This is a genomic window from Chloroflexus sp., assembly GCF_034434295.1.
Lineage (GTDB): Bacteria > Chloroflexota > Chloroflexia > Chloroflexales > Chloroflexaceae > Chloroflexus.
The window spans coordinates 21,078-38,194 of sequence record NZ_DAOTZQ010000108.1; the positions used below are offsets into that span (position 1 = coordinate 21,078).

11 protein-coding genes and 1 tRNA gene are annotated in these 17,117 nt (G+C 55.8%); 5 read left to right on the forward strand and 7 right to left on the reverse strand.

Annotated features, from left to right (window positions below):
* Positions 1 to 39: 39 nt before the first annotated feature.
* The 5 genes from VAE57_RS14995 to VAE57_RS15015 all read right to left on the reverse strand — a co-directional run bounded on the left by VAE57_RS14995 (position 40) and on the right by VAE57_RS15015 (position 8,560).
* Positions 40 to 1,335 (reverse strand): hypothetical protein, encoded by a 1,296-nt coding sequence (locus tag VAE57_RS14995; protein ID WP_322822671.1) that lies wholly within the window; start codon positions 1,333 to 1,335, stop codon positions 40 to 42.
* A complete protein-coding gene (locus VAE57_RS15000; protein ID WP_322822672.1) occupies positions 1,319 to 4,057 on the reverse strand; it encodes an ATP-binding protein in 2,739 nt (912 codons plus the stop codon). Before VAE57_RS15000 ends, VAE57_RS14995 begins: the two co-directional genes overlap by 17 nt.
* Before the next feature lie 123 nt (positions 4,058 to 4,180).
* The gene (locus tag VAE57_RS15005; protein WP_322822673.1) at positions 4,181 to 6,361 is read right to left on the reverse strand and encodes a GAF domain-containing protein; all 2,181 of its coding nucleotides are present in this window, start codon (positions 6,359 to 6,361) and stop codon (positions 4,181 to 4,183) included.
* A gap of 9 nt (positions 6,362 to 6,370) precedes the next feature.
* Positions 6,371 to 8,356 (reverse strand): GAF domain-containing protein, encoded by a 1,986-nt coding sequence (locus VAE57_RS15010; RefSeq protein WP_322822674.1) that lies wholly within the window; start codon positions 8,354 to 8,356, stop codon positions 6,371 to 6,373.
* A 128-nt stretch (positions 8,357 to 8,484) separates the two neighbouring features.
* Positions 8,485 to 8,560, reverse strand: a tRNA-Gly gene (locus tag VAE57_RS15015).
* A 228-nt stretch (positions 8,561 to 8,788) separates the two neighbouring features.
* Here VAE57_RS15015 and VAE57_RS15020 point away from each other — a divergent pair.
* The 3 genes from VAE57_RS15020 to VAE57_RS15030 all read left to right on the forward strand — a co-directional run bounded on the left by VAE57_RS15020 (position 8,789) and on the right by VAE57_RS15030 (position 13,652).
* Positions 8,789 to 9,598 (forward strand): hypothetical protein, encoded by an 810-nt coding sequence (locus VAE57_RS15020; protein ID WP_322822675.1) that lies wholly within the window; start codon positions 8,789 to 8,791, stop codon positions 9,596 to 9,598.
* 278 nt (positions 9,599 to 9,876) lie between these two features.
* Positions 9,877 to 10,782 carry a hypothetical protein gene (locus tag VAE57_RS15025; protein WP_322822676.1) on the forward strand — a complete coding sequence of 302 codons (906 nt, stop codon included), beginning with the start codon at positions 9,877 to 9,879 and terminating at the stop codon, positions 10,780 to 10,782.
* Positions 10,783 to 10,901: 119 nt separating this feature from the next.
* Positions 10,902 to 13,652, forward strand: coding sequence for a TPM domain-containing protein (locus tag VAE57_RS15030; RefSeq protein WP_322822677.1), 2,751 nt, complete (start codon positions 10,902 to 10,904; stop codon positions 13,650 to 13,652).
* Here VAE57_RS15030 and VAE57_RS15035 read toward each other — a convergent pair.
* Positions 13,617 to 13,847, reverse strand: a complete 231-nt coding sequence (locus VAE57_RS15035; protein ID WP_322822678.1) for a hypothetical protein — start codon at positions 13,845 to 13,847, stop codon at positions 13,617 to 13,619. The two genes, VAE57_RS15030 and VAE57_RS15035, sit on opposite strands and share 36 nt — an antisense overlap.
* Before the next feature lie 676 nt (positions 13,848 to 14,523).
* Here VAE57_RS15035 and VAE57_RS15040 point away from each other — a divergent pair.
* Positions 14,524 to 15,456 carry a TerB family tellurite resistance protein gene (locus VAE57_RS15040; RefSeq protein ID WP_322822679.1) on the forward strand — a complete coding sequence of 311 codons (933 nt, stop codon included), beginning with the start codon at positions 14,524 to 14,526 and terminating at the stop codon, positions 15,454 to 15,456.
* Positions 15,453 to 16,448, forward strand: a complete 996-nt coding sequence (pyrC, locus tag VAE57_RS15045; protein ID WP_322822680.1) for a dihydroorotase — start codon at positions 15,453 to 15,455, stop codon at positions 16,446 to 16,448. Before VAE57_RS15040 ends, pyrC begins: the two co-directional genes overlap by 4 nt.
* Before the next feature lie 165 nt (positions 16,449 to 16,613).
* On the opposite strand, the gene VAE57_RS15050 is transcribed toward pyrC, so the two are convergent.
* Complete coding sequence (locus VAE57_RS15050) at positions 16,614 to 17,078, reverse strand: hypothetical protein (protein ID WP_322822681.1); 465 nt, start codon at positions 17,076 to 17,078, stop codon at positions 16,614 to 16,616.
* Positions 17,079 to 17,117: the final 39 nt, after the last annotated feature.

Consider the following 17,117-nt stretch of genomic DNA (forward strand, 5'->3'; position numbering starts at 1 on the left):
GTATATCATCACGGATCGTCAGCACCTGCACGGCATCGATCAGCTCGCCGTTGGTAATACCGGTGAGTTGGAAACGAATCGTCTCGTCCTATTCGACAATGTCATCGCCGTACACCTCAATGGTAACAGTTGCAGTTGTGCCCGCCCGTGACCGGCTGCAAACCGTAACGTACCGTATGATCCACCTGGAACACCATAATCACGATTACCCGCCGGGTATGTTCCGTCGGGTTCAACCCAATACGTCACCTCTACGTCAACCGCAGCATCTGTCAGCAGCTCGACCACCACATCGCGACGGGTGACCACAGTCGGATTACCTTCATTGACCGGATCGATTGACCTGACACGCACCTGTGCAGAAGGCACAGGGGTCTCCGTAGGTGTTGCGGTTGGCTCCGGTGTCGAGGTGGGCACTGGCGTCGCAATGAGCGTTGGTGTCGCGGTCGGCTCCGGCGTGAACGTTGCCGTGGCCGTCGGCGTATTCGTCGGCCTTGGAACGACCGTTGGCGACAGGGTAGCGGTCGGCGTTGCCGTCGCTGTTGGCTCCGGTGTTGCCGTAGCAGTCGGTTCTGGCGTAGGCGTTACGGTTGGTGTCGGTGTAGATGTAAAGGTGTCCGTTGGCACCGGCGGCTGGCGCGTTGGTGTCGCTGTGTCGGTTGGTACCAACGTGGGCGTTACTGTCGGAGTGACCGGTTGCTGTGTCGGTGTTGCTGTTGGCAACGGTACATCAGTTGCCGTCGGTGTATTAGTTGGGCGGTCAGTTGGTGGTGTGGTTGGAGTTGCCGTTTCCGTAGCAACCACAGGAGCGCTAACAGTCGGTGTGGTTGAGCGGGTTGGTGTTGGCGTGCTTATGACTATCGGCGTGGCGGTTGGCCCTGGCACAACCACACTACCGCCGACGGTAGGCGTGAATGTAGGTACTCCACCACCGGACAGACTGGAAGTAGCCGTTGCAGTTGGGGTTGGCGTGATCGTTGGCGTTGGTGGATCGATGCGGGTAGGTGGCGGTGGCACAGCAATTATTGGTGCCGGTGAAGGGAAAGCCGCTGCCTGGGTCGGGGTTTGAGTTCGCCGTGCCACTTCAGTCGCTGCCAGATTCGGGAGATCAGCAGCCGGTGGCGCGAAGCTCAGATCGGCCGGAAATGGTTCATACGCTCGCAGTATGCGTGCAGCACTAACACTGATAAACGGCTGATTATACGGGGTCAGCCACCAGAAGATGACCTGAGTGACACAGAATACCGGTAGGATCGCCAGCAAAAGCGCTCCTCCTACCAGCCAGCGCAAATAGTCGGGGCCGGTATTCGTCTGTGTCTCACCCACCGACGACACGTCCTCGCTCCTTCGTATAACGTAACCGGATCGTGAAGGTACTTCCCTGACCGGGCGTGCTGGTCACGGTAATCGAACCACTCTGCAACTCCAGCAACTGGCGTGCGATTGCCAGACCTAATCCCCCGCCACGCTGAGCCGAATTATTCCCGTCAACCCGCTGGAAGCGGGTAAACAAACGCCCCATGATCTCGGTCGGAATACCAGGGCCAGTATCACTGATCGCCAGCCAGAGTACATCACCATCGATACCCGCACTCACCAATACCTGGCCCTGTTGTACGTAGCGATGGGCATTGTCGAACAATTGACTCAATGCCTGCTTCAATAACTCACGGTCAGCCAGAACTGGTGGCAGGTCGTCCGGGAGGACGAGTAGGACCTGAATGCCGCGCTCGTTCAACATAGCCCGATAGGGACGCAGCGCATCTTCGATGAGCGGTTTCAGTGCCACCAACTGGATTTGCACCTCTATCTGACCGGCATCGAGATTGGCGACCATAATTGCATTATTGACCAGATGGGTCATCTGGATAGCACTCTGGCGCACCTCTTCCAGCATTTCACGCTGTTCGGCGTTGAGCGCCGAAGCCGATTGCCGAAGGATCAGTTCGATGTAGCCACGGACAATCGTTAGCGGTGTGCGCAACTCGTGTGAGATCGTGGCGATAAAATCGGTCTTGGCCCGATCTATCTGGATCGCTGATGTAACATCGTGCAACACGATCACTTCACCGAGCCTGGTGCCATCAGTCATACATACCGGTGCTCGTCCTACTGTCAGAAAGCGATGCCCAATCGTCACAACTTCTTCTGGTCGGCCAAACAGCTCGGAACGCGCCTCTTGACCGGTTAACGGCAGGTCGTGGATCGATAGATCAGCGTGTGGCGGTAGTACCGGTTGTAGCAACTGCCGGGCTGCTGGATTCAGCAATACAATCCGCCCTCGTGCGTCACTGACAATCACCCCATCACTGATTGAGGCCAGAATAGCACGGCGTTGCTCGGCATCGCGTTGCGCAGCTTCGTACAGCAGTGCATTCACTAAAGCCACTGCTGTCATGTTGGCAATCGCCTGTAAATGCGGCAGCACGGCGGATGAAAAGGCATTTCGCTCGGGATGGGCAAAGATGAGCGCACCTATTGTCTGCTCTTCACGAAGTACTGGCACTACCAGAGCACTTTGCACCCCACTGGCAGCCAGCAACGGATCGGTGTAGGGCACCAGTTGCGTTTCACCATTTACCGGCAGTGTCGTCAGCGCATGTTCGGTTAGCGTTGCATAATTCAGGGGTGCATTCGCGCGCACCCGAAAGCGCCAGCCATCGGGATCAGGGACAATGGCAATAGCTTCTGTTTGCGGTTGGAGATCGGCAGCGCTGGTGGTAGCAATCTGCAAAATGGCATCAATCTGCAATTCACGGTTGAGCTGACGGCTGGTTTGATACAAATGCAACAGATGCGCCGTCATCTGGTTAAAGGCGAGGGCCAGTCGCCCCAACTCATTTTCCGCCTGCACCATACTGCGCCGGTCGAGATCACCGGCACTAACCGCATCGGCCACTGCGACCAGCTCGTCGAGTGGACGGGTAATTTGGCGGGCAACCCAGTAGCCAACAATCACCGCCGCTAACGCCAGGCCGGCGGTAACGCCGATAACTGCGTTACGACTACTGGCCCAGGCGCTTAAGATAAAATCGCGTGACAGTCCAACAGCAAAATAGCCGCTTTGGGAGCCTCTTATCAGCAACGGTGCATATACCAGTTGATATTCGTAGTCGCCGGCGCTGATCGTGGTCGACAACGAACAGGTCGGTAGACGCACCGGCTCGATAGGAGTTAGCAACCGTCCGGTTAGATTGCCAATATCGAGACAGGTACCGAGCGCGTTCAGACGCACCAACATCTCGATTTGATTGCTATTCAGACGAAACAGGGGGCGAAAACTCTCTGGAACAGTAGCAGCCAGAAGATCGCCATTGCTGTCTAACCACACGGTCAAGGCAGCCTGGCTACGCTCCTGCAGAAAGGTTAGTGTCCGGTCGAGCCGTTGCGCAACCAGTACACCACCCAGCAATTGTGGCGCGTCAGCATCATCGGCACGGGCATAGACAGGAGCAACCGTAAAGAAGTGCAAAACCTGACTGCCATCAGCCTGTTGGAAGGCAATCAACCCACTATATTTATCGCCCAGAATCTCATCAGTGCCAACCGGTGTCTGCACACCTTGCAAGACCTGTTCGATCAACGGCAAACTGGCAAGGTTTGTCCCAACATACCGGGTCGGCTCATCCCCAACCGGCGAACGTTCCCAGTCGAGTAACGCCATTCCGGTGGGATCGAAGACTATCAGCCGATCAGGGGCAATATTCTCGTTACTCTGACCCAGTGTCCACAAACCGCGCAGTGCAATTGCCAGCCCATCTTCGTCACGGCGGGCAATTGCATCGACCACCGCCGGTGCACCACTATCGGCGTTGGCTGCGGTAAACACAATTTGCCCGAGGTAAGCAATATTGCTAATCTCGCGCAAAGCCAGGGTTTCGGCAAAGTTGCGTGCAACCTGCCCAAGTTGATTATTAAACCGTTCCTGCCAGCTTCCCGCTACCAGTGTCATCGCAATGCCCGAACCGACGAGCATCACCATAATCATCAGGAGCAGGTAAGGCAGGATGATCGTGAACAGAATACGCGAACGTAAAACAGTGATGACCTGCCGCACGGCATTCCCCCGGTGTATATACATTCATATATGTGCGGCGACGACTCACAGCCAGTATAGCCGATGACACAATGATAGAACAGAGGGGATTGGTAACAGTTTCGTAATCTGGTAATCCGCCCTTCAGGAATCGCAGCGTTTCACCGGCAGGGCAAATGCAAACGTACTGCCCAATCCCTCACGGCTTTGTAACCAGATTTGACCGTGGTGCGCTTCGACGGCCAGCTTGCAGAAGGTCAGCCCCAGCCCGGTACCACGCGACTTCTCCTGTTGCACCTGCCCAAACTTCTCGAAGATGCGAGCGTGGTATTGAGGCGGAATCCCAGGGCCTTCATCCCGTACCCAGTAGACCAGCCACTCGCCGGCGGGCAGTGCCGGGATGGTAAAGGAAAGTGCCGGATGTTCACCGCCGGTTGCATTGGTTGGCAATGACAGATAGCGTGCACCTATCGTCACCGCCCCCTTATCGGGAGAGAACTTAACCGCATTATCGATTAGATTTTGCAAGACACGAACGATCTTATCCCGATCAACCTCAATCTGCGGCAATCCGGTGTCCAGGTCACGAGCCAGCGTAATCTGCCGTTGCTGAGCTGCTACCTGAAGGCGCTCAACAGCATCCTCAACCAGTTCATATGGTGAGAGTTGTTCATAATTCAGCGTCATCCGCCCCTGCTCCATCTTGCTGATGTCAAGCAGGGTGTTGACCATTGCCAGCATCGTTTCGCTACCCTGGTAGGCAATACTCAACAGCTCTTGCTGCTGCGCAGAAAGAGCACCACCAAATCCGCGTTGTACCATCATGATGCCATTCATAATTGCGGTTAGCGGTGCCCGTAGATCATGGATCAGCATCCCGGTGTAATCATCACGCAAACGTGCCAGCTCCCGCTCTTTCGCAATGTCTTCAAACAGTGCCAGGCTACCGATCTGCATCCCAGCAGTATCGCGCACCGGTAAAATGGTATGGCGGAGATAACGGACAGCTCCCTCGCTTAATTCCATCTCAATCACACGATGTGGTGCACCTTCATTCAACCACGGCGGCTCCTCTACCGCCAGCGCTTTGCTCATCAATTCTTCGATCAACTCTGCAACCTGACATCCAATCAGAGCCTCGCGTGAGCGATGGAAGATACGCGCAGCAGCCGGATTTCCGGTGACGATAATCCCGCGCATATCGGCCATCAGAATCCCATCGCTGGTTGAATTAACGATGGCCTCGAAGCGATCCCTGACAGTGCTGACCTGCTGAAACAGATGGGCATTCTCAATCGCAATCCCAATCGTCGCCGCCATCCGGGTGAGCCGAATCGCTTCCTCTTCGGTAAAGTGACCGGTACGCTTGTTCAGCAGCTCGATCACCCCAATTGTGCGCCCTTTCACCACGATTGGTACACAGAGGATAGACTGAACATTGTAGCCAATCCCTTCACTGACCTCACGGTAGAAGCGTGTGTCTTGTTCCGGGGCATGTACAATCGCATATTGCTGCGTGCGTGCCACGTCACCAACAATTCCCAGGCCAGGCGGTACGCGCAAGCCAACCAGCTTTTCCTGCCCTTCTTCAAGCGTCATAACAAATACCAGTTCACCCGTCTCTTCATCGAGCATGAGCAACGAGCCGGCATCGACGTGAAAGAACTGGTTAATCTTTTCCATCACCAGATGGTAAATCTCCTGCGGGTCCAGGGACGAGGTGACTGCCGCGGCAATATCGTTCAAGGTTGCCAGCTCCGCTTCACGACGTGCTGCTTCTTCAATCATCCGAAATGAGGTGATAGCAGCCGCCAATTGACTGGCCATCAGGCGGGCAACATAGACCTCTTTCTCATCAAACTGACGCACCTGATCGATAGTGGCAAAGGCCAATGCACCAATCACCTGATCTTGCGCAACCAGGGGGATGATTAAGAGTGAGCGGATACGGGCTTCGGAGAGCATTCTGAGCAGATGTACCGTTTCTGCCGAGCGGTTATGTTGCCCCGCAAGAGTTGTGACATCCGATATCTGATGCACCTGTCGCTGTTGCAACGACTGGCGTATGAGAGGGAAATCGCGTAGCGGGAGGGGCGGTGGTAATGATACCCGTGGCGGAAAGGTACTGACCAGCGAGATAGTTTCACCCGTGGGATCGAGAAGCAGCACACCACACATCGAGACCTCCAACCCCTGAACAAATTCATTCAGCGCCAGCAGGAGAAGTTCATCGAGGGTTGCTGCCGTTTCTATCGCCGTTGCAATCCGTAACAGACTCTCAGGATGTAACTCTGATCGTTTTATCGACAATGGTTCATTCTTCATCACACCCACTCACAGATGGCCGGCCAATCGATACACCGACGCCGGTTCATTTCCGTTGTGCAAACTAACCGGCGTCAACGGCTCCAGAACAAATTGACCGGCTGGAACCGTCTTCAAGACACTCTCAGCTACCACTATCTCATCGTTACGCGCTAATTGAAACAGGCGCTGCGCTTCCCGTACCGCAGCACCAGACCATGCGATTGTTGCATTATCGGCCTGACCGATCACGCCAATAACCACTTGTCCAGTAGTAACACCACCGGCCAGCGCGAGATCAACCCCAAACTGTTGTCGCCATTGCAACCGTACATCGCCAAGCACAGCATGTACTTTGTGCGCCGTCTCCAATGCCCGCACTGCGTCATCAGATTGTGGCTGTGGAAAACCAAAGACTGCACCGAAACTTCGCTCGTCGATTGCGATGTAAACCCCGCGCTGTTGATGGACTGCTGACCGACACACGTTGTGGAAGGGAGCTGCAATACATTCAAACAACTGTTGAGCGGTCAGGTCGGTCAGACGCTCGATCCCACGTAAGCAGGCGTACACGAACACTGCAGAGACCGCCTGCGGCTGTAACGCCTGCATTAACTTCGCTTGCTGACCCATCAATTCACGTACCGTGGTCGGTGGTAAATATCTACCCAGCAACCGTCGGGCGTGAAACAGGTGCTCTGGTTCAACAATTCCTTCGTAGCCGTAGCGCACCATAACGGTAATCGCATACGCTGCTAGCACCGATACCAACGCCAATGAACGCTGGCTATAATGATAGGGGTTAAGGCTGGCCAGCGTCAACACACCGATTGGTCGTTCGCCGTGGAACAGAGGTACCGAAAGTGCGGAACGCATCAACTCCAGACCAGGAGTTGGAATCCAGCGTGTATCACGCTCAATATCATCAATGATCACTCCCCGTTGGGAACGTAGCACCCAACCGGCCAGACCATGCTTGAGAATTGGCACTGATGCCAGGTTAAGCGGTAATATATCACCACCACTGAGTGTAATCCGGGTACGAATGGTCAACGTCTCGGCGTCGATTAACAAGAAGGTGCCGTGACTTGACTCGGTTAGCTCAGCAGCAATGCGCAAGAGTTGAACCAGTGCTCGCTCAAGATCGGGTTGTTCCGCTACACTGCCGGCAATCTGCTCGAAAACTGCCAGCCGATTCTGTTCTCGTTCCAGCCATTGCCGGTAGATTGTCGTCTGAAGATAAGCTGTAAAGAGTGCAGTACTATGCTCAACCAACTGTTGTTGTTCTTCATTCAAGCGCAGATCGGTACCGGCTAATATCAAACAAAGCGATCCGATTGGCGTTTGTTGAACCCATAACGGCCAGCTCACGACCGTCAAGGTCTGAGGCGAAGCAGTATTCAACAATTCCCGCATCTGTACGCTCGAAAGATGCACAAAGCGTCGTTCACGCAATGCCCGACCAACCGCACTGCTGTTAATGTCAAATGTGGTTGATCGCCGGGCAATGCCGATCCCCCAGGCCGCCGAAGGAAACAAAAGTGCTCGCTCGGCATCGTGCAAGAGTAACACAGCACCGCGTACCGGCAGATGTTCAGATAAGGTCTCGGCAACCGCTGCCAGCATGGCCTCGCGATCAGAAGCTACGCAGAGTCGCTGAGCCAGTGTTACCAGCGTTGGAGAGCGGGGCACTGCGGCAACTGCATCGGCAACCGTCTGACGTAATGCAACCAGTGGATCGGTATCGGTCAGTGGCGGGAGGTCTGCATTCAATGTCCGTACTGCGTGTTGCCGCGCCTCACGTAAGGCGTAACGGAGGCTAAGCCACGCCACAAGTGATAGCACCAGGCCAACGCCAACACCCAGGATAAGCGCAACTCCAAACGTCAGCGCCGTTTCGCCATTATCCCAGCGTGTCACAATATCAAGTAGAGCATACAGCAGTAGCCCAAGTGCAATCCCACCTGGCAGAGTAAGGGCAAAGATGCGATGCAGATTGCTACGTGGCAGATACACAGCGGCCTCTCAGGTTTAGTTGATATTGCTCTATCTTAAACGTAGATCAGAGACGTATATTGCGCCTATTATATACGGTTTTGTGAAAAAAATATGACCGACTCACAACTTGTGAGTCGGCCGTATACTGGAGCGGGAGACGGGGATCGAACCCGCGACCTACACCTTGGCAAGGTGTCGCTCTACCAACTGAGCCACTCCCGCCTGCTTTTGCCTGTATTATACACAATTTGTGGCATTTGTCGAGTCAAGTTGCTGTTCCAGGGATACATCATCATCTCACAACACATCTGAAAGGCGAGTTTACAACCGGCCCCCAGTCACTTTCACCCGTTGGATACCACCTGCTGATTATTTACCACCGCTTACCATGCCAACGATAAAATATGCTACCCTTCTTTCACGAGCGCCTATTGAACAGCAGGACTGACAATGACAACACCGCTCCTTGTACTTGACTTTTCCGGTACCCTCAGTCTGGAAGCAGTACGCTTCGGCGCACCAGACCGACTGGCAAGCGCACTACAACATTCAGGGTTGCAAAAGCTGGGAGTCGACGTTACTCGCTACTGGAATGATCTGGTTGTCCCAACCTGGACGGAAGGCAGCACTACTCGCATCGGGCTGAAACGACTATTGGCTCGCCGGCTTCAGGCGTATGGAGTTCGCTCGACCATCGCGATCCGTGCTGCAAGTCGATTTACACAGGCATATATGGCAGCCTCGATTATCGATCCTGCCTGGCAACCATTGTTCGTTGCACTGCGCACTGAATGCCGGGCAATCCCGCTGATTGCCACCGATCATTACGCCGAGGCCACCGGTCAGATCGCCGATCAATTAGCCGGGCTACAATGGACGGCCAGGGCACTACGCTGGTACCACGGGCAGGTCAGACGCAGGCGTGTCCGTGCAACCGCTTATCCAAACCTGGCCTTCATTGCCAATTCCGCCGATCTTAGTACTGCCAAGGCTGATCCGGTCTTCTGGCAGCGGGTACAATCAGGTATTCGCACAGCGATTAGTCACGTTATCGTGGTTGATGACTTCGGCGCCAGCGAAAATCTGGCCGATTTTTACGCCAACCCAGTACGTGTTGAGCGGCGCCGTCAACAAACAATTGCAGCTATTGAACAAGCGTTTGGTGTGTTGGTGACGACCATCTGGTTTACAGGCGATCAGTCTATTGCCCAAACGGTGCAAGAGATTCTGAATAGGTGTGTCTCCTGCACTGACATATAGAGATCAGACCTGTTCCCACATGAGTGACGTGTTCACCTGAAGTCACCGGTATCCGTGTCATTGCCCTGCACACCACAAGATCGGGCGTGTCTCGTTAGTACCTCGCGTAGCGCGGCAAGAAGGTGCAGGTGTCATTGCCCTGCACACCACAAGATCGGGCGTGTCGTTGGTGAAATAGCTTTATCTTGTTGCCCGGTATACATCGCTGCTATAATCAGCATGCGTATGACTTGCCGTATTTCTCTGGTCATGCGTTAGAGTGGAAAGGAAGGCTCTGCGTGCGCCTGCTTGCAGTTATTCTAATGACAATCATCCTCACCGGTTGTACAACACCAATGACGCCAACTCCAACCCCACCACCAACTGCAACTCCTACCCCCATCCCAACGCCAACCGCCACGCCCACACCGGTGCCAACCCCAACGCCGGCTGCCGAACCGGCAGGAACGGCTATCCCGGCAGCGATTCGCCAGACGGCAAATATCGAGACGTATCGGATGCAATTGTCGCTCCGCGGCAGTGGTCTGGTCGGTGGCTTTAATCTGGGCAATACCACGACCGACCTGCTCTCACTTGATGGTCAGTTCGCCGGCGCTGATGTCTCATTTACCCTGCGCGGTTTTCTGGCCGCATTCCTCGGCGCCGATGTCACCCGTGGTTTACAGGCGATGACGGTCGGTGGTGTCAGCTATGTACGCGGCCCACTCACCTTCCTCGGTGCGCCTGATGATGTCTGGTATCGCCTGACGCCTGAGCAGAGCGTGATTGCTACCCCTCCAACCCAGGTGGATACGACACTCAGTGCGGTGAACAGAGCGGGTGCCGATTTCAGTCGTTTTACGATTGGTACAACCGCTGAACGTGATGGTGTGCAATGCCAGGAGTATGTCGGCGACCGTGAGGCGACAACCGCACTCTTTGCCAGTCTTGGCGCTATCGGTCTACCAACCCAGTTGCCCGATAGCACCGTTACCGATGCCGCCGCCCAGATTTGGGTGTGTGAGGATGGTTATCTACGGCAATTGACTGTAACCTTTAGTGGTACCGCAACCGATCCACAGGGCCAGGCTCAACCATTCTCGTTTGCGCTTGATGCGCAATTGAGCGATATTAATAAGGATATTCGCCTGACCCCACCTGCTGATGCACGCGACCTGCCCACGCCCGGAAGCGGTACACCGTAAAAGACTGCAACGCACGACCACATTGCGCCGTATTGTATAGGTGGGAGACACATAGCTCGCCTGCATTAACGCGACGAGTAGCAGACGGGCAGTAACTGCGTCGTCCAGGGGGAAACTTCATGCGTGCCTCATTGCGTTGGTTCATTGGTATTGTACTCAGCGTTCTCTTGCTAGCGCAAGTGTTGGCCCAGGGACGCCTGGTACTGGTCGATCCCGGTGGTCGATTAAACGAATCGGCAATTCAAGCTGCCGCCGGCCCACTGCTACGCCGTGGTGCACAGGTAGCAGTGTATGTGGTTGACAATGGTGGTGCAAGTGATTTTGAACGTCGCCTAATCGCCGATGGCCTGGCCCGTAGCGACGGCAGTGTGCGTTCGACGCTCATCGCCATTTACGTTGCCGTGAATGATCGCTACAGCGCCATCTGGTTCGGTGACGAATGGAGTGATGCGCTGGCTGTCAATGACAACTATGAATTGATCCGCACCGACCGCCTTAATCCCGGTCTGGCCGACGGTGATTTTACCCGCGGGGTCACCAGCGCATTAACCGCAATCGAAGAGGCGATTGTCAATCCACCGCGCCCTGGCGGGGGGATTACCATCAACACAGATTTAACACCAGTGGTGATCGGTGGGCTTGGCCTGGCCGGTGCCGCAGCAGCCGGTGCGGGGGTTTATCAGGTTCAACGCCGCCGCAAGACACGCCAGGCTGCCGAACGTCGGCTGCGTGATGCACGTGAGCAAATGGGTACGCTCATCGTTCAGCTTGGGCAGCGCTTCAATACTGCCACCGAAAAAGCTGCGTTTGACCGCGTTTCGTATCCACCCGCTGCCGTTGCCGAGCTGGCCCAGATGAGCGAGGCAGCACAAAAAGCATTTACCGACCTTAAAATAGCTTTTGATGCAATCGGTGAGCATCTGGAACGTGAGGCCAAACCAACCTTAGAACGACTAGAGCAGGCCGCTGTCGCTTACGAGCAGTTGCAACCGCAGGCTGCCGTCGTCGCCGAACGATTGGACGCCCTTGAACAACGCCGTGCCCAACTCGATGCGTTGATCCGGCAGGCTCAGGAGGATGTCGCCCAGGCAAAAAAAGGATTGACCGACGTCTCTGAGCGCTTGCCACAGTTTGGCAATGAGCTATCCAACCACGCTGCCGTCCTGGAGCCGCTTCAGCGGGCTGTCAGCCGTGCCGAAGCTGCACTGGAGCGTCTGGAAGCTGATGCGGCAATCGCCGCAGCGCAAGAGGCGTCGGTTATCCGGCAAACGTTACTTGATCTTCTTCAGCGATATGCAACTGCACGGACGGCAATTGCCCAGGGGCGGCGCACCGCCGAGCAACTGGCTGCTGAAGGCTATCGCATGGATACATGTCACGCTGCCCTGGATACGGCACGGGCGGCGCTTGACCGGCTGGCCGGTGTGCTTCAACAGGGAGCGTTGAATGCAGCAGTCACTGCGATTACTGAAGCTGAAGCGGCCCTTGAGCAGGCACGACGCGAAGGCTTTGACCTGCCAACAATTCGGGCTGATAATGAACGTCGCATTGCCGCTCTCGCCGAGCGTGGGCCGCAGATCAACGATCTGATCGAGGCAGGCCGTGAAGCATTCGATCTGGTTGATGAATTTGCCGAGAGCACCTGGGCCGATATTCGTGGAAACGGCAGTGAAGCAGAGGCTGCCGCCGAACGGGCTTTTGAGCACTGGGAGCAGGCCCGTGCCGCCAACACGATGGAAGTCCAGGACTTCCTGACCGCCCGCGATTATCTTGACGCCGCCGAGCAGGAACTCGATCACGTTGAGCGCCTGATAACCGCCATTACCGACCGCCTGCGTGCCCTGGAAGAGGCACGGGCTATCGCCCGCGATGTGTTAGCCGAAGCGGAACGATCCATTCAGGCGGGCCGTACATTTGTCGCTCACCATGACGCCGACGTTAGCCCCCAGGCCGATACGCTACTGGTCCAGGCCACCTCGCTGTTGCAAGCAGCACAGGCCGAAGCTGCTAAAGAAAAACCTGACTGGCTACAACTGACCCGTGCAGCGCAAGAGGCCGACCGCCTGGCCGATGAAGCACTCGCCGGTGCCCGTGATGAGGTCGAGCAGGTAAATCGTCTGCGCGAGCGGGCACATCAGGCGCAGCAAATGGCAAGGAACGAGGTGCAAAAGCTCGTACATTATGTCACCGTCCACGACGCCGATCTCTCTCCGGCTACTCAGCAGCAGATTGAACAGGTGCGCCAACAGCTTCAGCAAGCGTATGCGCTACTACGGCAGGCCGAGGAAAGTGAAGACGCAGCGCGGCGTCAGGCATTGGCAACGGCGGTTCACTCCTATCAGTCGCTCATCCAGGCAGCGACGGAGACCTACCAGCGTGCCTACGCCGAGGTACAGCGTCTTGAGCAGTTGCGAGCTACGCTCAATCAGACACTCCAGCAGGTGCGCGAGAAGCTCAACCGGATTAGCCAGTTTCAATCGACACTGCGTGCATCGAGTGCAGCAAGCGGCACATTTGCTGCTCTCCAACAACGGTTTAACCAGATTCGGTTGCCGATTAACGGTGAAGCGGCCCTGCAGGCCGCATTACGTGAGGCACAGGCGATTGATGCTGCGGCGACCGATCTCCTGAGAACCCTTCAGCCGCAGATGCCGTCAACCCTGGCAACTGACAGTGTCGCGTCTACTCTTGGACGGATGTCCGGAGGCTGGGGACACAGCCGTTCGTGGAGTTCTTCGCCAAGCCGCCGCAGCTCGTGGAGCAGCTCCCGCTCTAGTGGGTGGAGTAGTCGAGGCGGTGGCGGCGGCTCGTTTGGCCGTGGCGGCGGTGGTGGCTCATTTGGTGGACGCGGTGGCGGCGGTGGCTGGTAGTGATAACGCCACGGGTGTTTCGTCACTCAATGTCTGCCATGGCAATAGATGTTCGTGGCGCTCAACCGGCATCGGCGCAGCTAACAAACGGCGGGGGCCGTAGCGAAAGAAGAGGCCGTGAGTCGCGCAACGCAGATAGGTACCTTCAGCGGTGAGCGCCTGACCACAATGTGGACATGTCAGATGGGTGGGCATATCGTCTTCTCCTTAAAAACGACACGCCGCTCTCCCTTGTGGGTAGAGCGGCATTGCTTTATCCGGCCTCTTTACCGGTAGATAACTTGCTCTTAGCTATTGTACAATATTCTCATCATTCTGTATAGAGTGATCTTAACGAAAAAGGCACTCCCCAGGATGTACGTACACATCTCGTAGACATCGGTCACACGCAGTAACCAATGAGCGACCTGCCTGTTTGATCTGGATGCGTACCTGACAATCACATGCTAGCAGCGACCAGCGCGTCAACTAGAACCTGTTTCAAAAAACATCTACTATGAAGGTATCTCATTCATTGCCGACCGATGCCATAATCGTGATGAGCACACCCGGCATTCGCGTGACCAGCTGGGTCAACGACCTGACTCGTGCCAGATTGCGAGCACGGCTGGCGCGGCAGCCATGCTGCCGCACTCCAAACCTCGCGACACGCGCATGATGAGCGGGTAAGGCAACCAATCCAGCGCATGATAGCACCGGAGATGGTTATTAGAGCGCGATAGTACAGCGTTTTATGAAATAAGTTCTATCCATCCGGCAAAGTGCATGATGGGGCCACTGCACTCCATACAATACAATGTATACGGTTATCAGGCTTTACTATAGCATATCATAGCGATAAACTACTCTCTGGAACGGTTTAGGAATTGTCATGGCGAAACATCCGTTAGCGATGGCCCTGGCCAAAGTGATTATTGCGGCGGCGTGGGCCGATGGTGAATTATCACTTGACGAAGTCAACGACCTCAAACGATTACTGGCTGAACTTGGGCAGACCGGTGGTCAGTTTGCCTTGACCGCCGATGAGTGGGCGGAGCTGGAGATTTACCTTTATTCACCGGTGGAAGCTGCCGAACGCGCTCGCCTGATCGCCGATCTCCGCGATTTAATCATCACGCCAGGACAGCAAAAGCTCGTCTTGCAGGCAATTGAACGACTGTTGATCGCCGACCGCGTTCTCACGCCGGTTGAACGCGAGGTGGCGCAGGAGATTCAACGTGCCCTGACTCAGGATAGCCAGAGTCTGCTGTTTCAAATCGGACGTGCCTTTCGCTTAGCACTTGGCATACGGGCCGGCGGCCCCAATCGCGAAGACCTCCTGCCAGAATTTATGCGTAATCGGATTTACTATGCGTTGCAGATGCGCCTGGGCCAGCATATTGACGAGTTCGGGCTTGATCGCGATGAGCTGCACGTGTTGACACTGGCTGGAGGCTTACTGGCAAGAGTGGCCTATGTCGATAAGCAGGTGACACCTTCCGAACACGACCGGATCGTGGCCATTCTCAAGGAGTGGTGGCAGCTTGATGATAAGCAGGCAGCGCTGGTTGCTGAGGTAGCTCTCGACGAGAGTGCGGCCAGCCTCGATTTCTTTCGCCTTACCAAAGCCTTCGCCGATGCGACCACTGTGGAGCGTCGGCAACGCTTTCTCGATGCGCTCTTCGCGGTTGCCCTCGCCGATGGTGAACTTTCCGGCGCCGAGAGTGCCGAAATCAGTCGGATCACTGCTGCGATTAATTTGCCTCACGACAGTTTTGTGGCAGCACGACTACGCCTGCCACGCCAGCCAGGAAAGCGTCTATGACAGTTACATTAATTGCCCCACTTGACATGCATGTGCACCTGCGCGAAGGTGCCATGCTGCGCCTCGTCGTGCCATTCTCTGCTGCGCAGTTCGCCGGCGCGGTGATCATGCCGAATCTCGTACCACCGGTGGATAACGCCGACCGCCTTGCCCGCTATCACGAGGAGATTCGGGCTGCGGTTGACCCGTACCCGTTTCTCCCGCTGATGACCCTGTTTTTTCGCCCCTACGATGTCCAAACTTTGCAGGCATTGCGTGAGCATATCTTCGCGATTAAGCTCTACCCCGAAGGCGTAACGACCAATAGCGCCGGTGGGGTCAGTGACCTGACGGCGATTGAGCCAACGCTGGCAATGATGGAAGAGCTGGGCATTCCGCTTCTGGTACACGGCGAGAGTCATGGGTTTGTGCTTGATCGCGAAGCCGAGTTTTTGCCGGTGTATGAACGGTGGGCACGTACATTCCCACGCCTGCGGATTGTGATGGAGCATATCACAACTGCTGCCGCTCTCGACCTGCTGGAGCGTTATCCGAATTTGTTTGCCACCGTCACTCTTCACCACCTCTTGATCACTCTCGACGATGTGGCCGGTGGTCTGTTGCAGCCGCATCTCTTCTGTAAGCCGATTGCCAAACGTCCGGCTGACCGTGATGCACTGCTAGCTGCGGCATTAGCCGGTCATCCCAAACTGATGTTTGGTAGCGACTCGGCACCGCATCCAATAGATCGCAAAGAAGCTGCGTTCTGCGCTGCCGGTGTCTTCTCGGCACCAGTGTTGCTGCCGATGCTGGTGGAATTGTTCGAGCGGCACAACGCCCTCGAACGCCTGCCCGATTTCGTGAGTGGGAATGCCCGGCGGATTCACGGCCTGAACCCACCAGCCCGCACCGTGCGATTGGTCGAAGACCCCTGGCAGGTACCGATGCGTTATGGCGATGTCGTTCCGTTTGCCGCTGGCCAGACGCTACGCTGGCGGGTGGTTGCTGAGTAGAGTGCAGCAAGCTGTTTCTCACAACAATAGACACCGACAAGGGCCGGCTGCCTCGTCAACCTGTGTGAACAGGCTTCAATCGTGCTAGAGGCAGCCCGGCCCTCTACTTAAATACCTCAAACACCCCCTGTAACCTTCATACCTCAACGACGGGGTGGCAATCGGCTACGTGATTGATTTACCGGCCAAACCGGCTCCCCACACGTCGGGCGGTGGCGGTGACATAAACAGATCGGTGATGTCAATTGCCTGCCGCAAGCGGCCAAAGGTCGTTGCAATAAACGTTATCCGACGAAGACGGGCAGCCGGTATGGGACGTTCCAGTTCATCCAGTGGCCCGACATCAATCCGGTAATAGTGATCTCCGGCACGTGGATGGTTGGGTTCATCAGGGAGCAGGTCACGCCGCTGAACAAGTTGATAGCGCAGGACAGGAGCATAGTATTGCACCTGCCAGCGTGCTGCCCCGAATGACGCTGGCTGGTAGAATGCCAGATAATCGGCAGCCAGTTGGGGCGGCGCATGTCGCAGTGGCAGGCGATACCAGCCAGCAGTACGCACCCGTTCAAGATCGTGTGGTTGTGGCACGATAACAACCAGTACCCGTGCATCGTTGTCAGACTCAATCATAGCAACACCCTCATTGCACTACAACACCTCACCAATTCT

Bases quoted from the DNA above. Each gene is read 5' to 3' on its own strand.
- VAE57_RS15005 (WP_322822673.1), bottom strand. From the start codon at position 6,361: ATGAAGAATGAACCATTGTCGATAAAACGATCAGAGTTACATCCTGAG.
- VAE57_RS15020 (WP_322822675.1), top strand. From the start codon at position 8,789: ATGACAACACCGCTCCTTGTACTTGACTTTTCCGGTACCCTCAGTCTG.
- VAE57_RS15030 (WP_322822677.1), top strand. From the start codon at position 10,902: ATGCGTGCCTCATTGCGTTGGTTCATTGGTATTGTACTCAGCGTTCTC.
- VAE57_RS15035 (WP_322822678.1), bottom strand. From the start codon at position 13,847: ATGCCCACCCATCTGACATGTCCACATTGTGGTCAGGCGCTCACCGCT.
- VAE57_RS15040 (WP_322822679.1), top strand. From the start codon at position 14,524: ATGGCGAAACATCCGTTAGCGATGGCCCTGGCCAAAGTGATTATTGCG.
- pyrC (WP_322822680.1), top strand. From the start codon at position 15,453: ATGACAGTTACATTAATTGCCCCACTTGACATGCATGTGCACCTGCGC.
- VAE57_RS15050 (WP_322822681.1), bottom strand. From the start codon at position 17,078: ATGATTGAGTCTGACAACGATGCACGGGTACTGGTTGTTATCGTGCCA.